We start from the raw sequence: 2,598 nt of genomic DNA on the forward strand, positions 1-2,598 counted from the left end.
AAAATGATAAAATGCAACAGCCCTTTTTTTATATTTCAGGATCTTCATTTAATCTCGAATCAGTATAATCTAAATAAAGATTTGAATCAATCATATTATTATCAGTATCAATAGTATCCAGTCCAATATAATATACAGCTGTATCAATATCAGGAGCAAATTTTATATAATTTCCCTGAAGTTTTAAGCTATCGACTTTTTTATCTATCTGTTTTCTTGCTATTGGATTTCCAAGGGTTCTAGTTAATTTTTTATATACAGTTTTTATCTGCTCTCTACCAACTACCTGATTATTAAATGTTATTCTTATCATGTAAAGTTGCTTATCTTTAAAATAAAATTTATAATCTTTAATATGAGGGTCTATTGCAGGAGCACTGAATATTTGAGTACCTGCTTTAAAAGATGGTTCCTCTTTTAAATTTTTAAACATAGGTTCAATTGCACTTTTTTCATCTCTCCAGTTGACTCCCTGAAAATCTACAATTGCTAAAGCTGAAATTGAAAGTATAAAAGTAAGAATAAGAGTTATAATTTTTTTCATTGTCTAAAACCTCCAAGTATGTTTTTTATATTGTATAAAAAAATTTGAAATATAACAAGTAAAGTGATAATAAAAACTTAACTCTTAGACAAAGAAAACTTTGAAAAAGTTTAATTGAGATGATATTATTTAGATGAAAGGTAAATTAATTAAGTAAATAACTACTAATGGAAAAATATTTATAGCATAAAACTCACAATTTGGAGGTTTTAAAATGAAGAGAGAAAATTATATAGAATGGGATGAATACTTTATGGGAGTGGCACTGCTTTCAGCAATGAGAAGTAAAGATCCTAATACACAGGTTGGTGCATGTATTGTAAATCCTGAAAAAAGAATTATTGGAGTAGGATATAACGGACTTCCAATAGGATGTAGTGATGATGAGTATCCTTGGGCAAGAGAGGGAGAGTTCTTAGAAACAAAATATCCTTTTGTATGCCATGCAGAATTAAATGCAATTTTAAATAGTACTAAATCATTGAAGGGATGCACTATATATGTTGCATTGTTCCCTTGTCATGAGTGCAGTAAGGCAATTATTCAAAGTGGAATAAAAGAACTTGTATATCTTTCAGATAAATATAGTGGCACAGAATCAAATATAGCTTCAAAAAAGATGCTTGACTCTGCAGGAGTAAAATATAGAAAACTGGTTTCTAAGCATAAAAAGTTAGAACTTTCATTTATAGATGGTGATGGAGAGTATTAATAAAGAAGCTGTTGCAAATCTATAAAAATATAATTCTCTAAGCTATCAATTCTTTCTATTTATTTTGCTTACAGAAAGAAAATCCGAAACTCACTTCGTTCAGACAGTCGAATTTTCGGTATTCTGTTTCGCTGCATAAATTACGAAACAATTTCTAATGCCCGAGAATTTTATTTTTATAAGTTACGAAATGCAACAGCCTTTGAGATGGTTATCTTCTTTTAAATTTTTCTTTTAAAGAGTCCATAAAAGATTTTTTAGGGGTAACATCTTTTTCTTCTCTTTGCTGAGTACGATATTGAGACCAGTTAGGATCATTTTTCATATTTTTTCTTAATTGGCTCATATATTTGTATGTACTTACAGCGTTATTATATCTTCTTTTTATGTTGTTACCTATATCTTTTATTGTCTGGAATAGTCCAGTAATTACATTTTTAATGTTGTAGTATATTTTTTTCAAAATGTGATATCTGTATATTTCACCACAGTGAGGGCATTTATATTTAGCCAGCTTATCAGATATTTTCATTTTTTTATGACATTTTGGGCATACTATTACAAATTTTCTCATAATTTATTCTCCTATCTTGTTGTTGTTCTCAAGGTGTATTATAACATATTATAATTTTTTTAACTATAGAAAGGAAAAATATGAAGGGTATTGATTTAAATAAGATAGTGTTATTTGAAGGGTTGGATTTAGACAGAATTCAAAGAGAGTTGTCAGAAATAAAAGTAAAAATCTTAAAATATAAAAAAGGTGAAAATATCGCTTTAAGAGGGGATAGAATAAAGGGATTGTATATAAATATAAGTGGAACACTTGTAAGTGAAATGCTTAAGGAGAATGGAGAGAGTAAAAAAATAGAGGAACTTAAATCAGGGATGATTTTAGCTTCAGCTTTTATATTTGGAAAGTTTAATTTCTTTCCTGTGGACCTTATAGCTAAAACAGATGTTGAGATATTATACTTAGAAAAGAAAGAGTTTATATCTTTACTTAAAAAAGATGAGAAGATTATGGAAAGATTTTTAGATGAAGTAAGTGAAAAGGCACAGTTTTTATCTCATAATTTATGGGAGAGTATCTCTAATAAGAAAATAGAGCAAAAGCTTGCTGAGTATATTTTATCTCATGAAAAGGATGGGATTTTAGAGATGGAGATAACAATAAAAGAGTTATCTGAATTTTTTAATGTAAGCAGACCATCTCTTTCAAGAGTTTTAAAAGAGTTTACAGATACAGGAATAATAGAAAGAATGAAACGTGGAAGTTATAAAGTTCTAGATAGAGATTATTTAGAGTCACTATAAAAAATTATAAAAAAATGAAAAAAAT

General features: G+C 27.9%; 4 protein-coding genes. 2 read left to right on the plus strand and 2 right to left on the minus strand.

Translation table 11 applies throughout. The features are described from left to right. Positions 1–28: 28 nt before the first annotated feature. On the minus strand, positions 29–544 hold the full coding sequence (locus IX290_RS11260; RefSeq protein ID WP_211493288.1) for a hypothetical protein: 516 nt from the start codon (positions 542–544) through the stop codon (positions 29–31). Between the two features lie 214 nt (positions 545–758). On the opposite strand from IX290_RS11260, the gene IX290_RS11265 reads away from it, so the two are divergent. Next, positions 759–1,256 (plus strand): dCMP deaminase family protein, encoded by a 498-nt coding sequence (locus IX290_RS11265; RefSeq protein ID WP_211493289.1) that lies wholly within the window; start codon positions 759–761, stop codon positions 1,254–1,256. 211 nt (positions 1,257–1,467) lie between these two features. Here the strand turns inward: IX290_RS11265 and IX290_RS11270 are convergent, their stop codons facing one another. Next, positions 1,468–1,830 carry a hypothetical protein gene (locus IX290_RS11270; protein ID WP_211493290.1) on the minus strand — a complete coding sequence of 121 codons (363 nt, stop codon included), beginning with the start codon at positions 1,828–1,830 and terminating at the stop codon, positions 1,468–1,470. Positions 1,831–1,910: 80 nt separating this feature from the next. On the opposite strand from IX290_RS11270, the gene IX290_RS11275 reads away from it, so the two are divergent. Then, positions 1,911–2,573 (plus strand): Crp/Fnr family transcriptional regulator, encoded by a 663-nt coding sequence (locus tag IX290_RS11275; RefSeq protein WP_211493291.1) that lies wholly within the window; start codon positions 1,911–1,913, stop codon positions 2,571–2,573. The last annotated feature ends 25 nt before the right edge of the window (positions 2,574–2,598 follow it).

This window comes from Fusobacterium sp. DD2 (assembly GCF_018205345.1).
In the GTDB taxonomy this organism is placed as follows: domain Bacteria; phylum Fusobacteriota; class Fusobacteriia; order Fusobacteriales; family Fusobacteriaceae; genus Fusobacterium_A.

Coding starts and splice junctions, on each gene's coding strand:
- IX290_RS11275 (WP_211493291.1), top strand. CDS start 1,911: ATGAAGGGTATTGATTTAAATAAGATAGTGTTATTTGAAGGGTTGGAT.
- IX290_RS11270 (WP_211493290.1), bottom strand. CDS start 1,830: ATGAGAAAATTTGTAATAGTATGCCCAAAATGTCATAAAAAAATGAAA.
- IX290_RS11265 (WP_211493289.1), top strand. CDS start 759: ATGAAGAGAGAAAATTATATAGAATGGGATGAATACTTTATGGGAGTG.
- IX290_RS11260 (WP_211493288.1), bottom strand. CDS start 544: ATGAAAAAAATTATAACTCTTATTCTTACTTTTATACTTTCAATTTCA.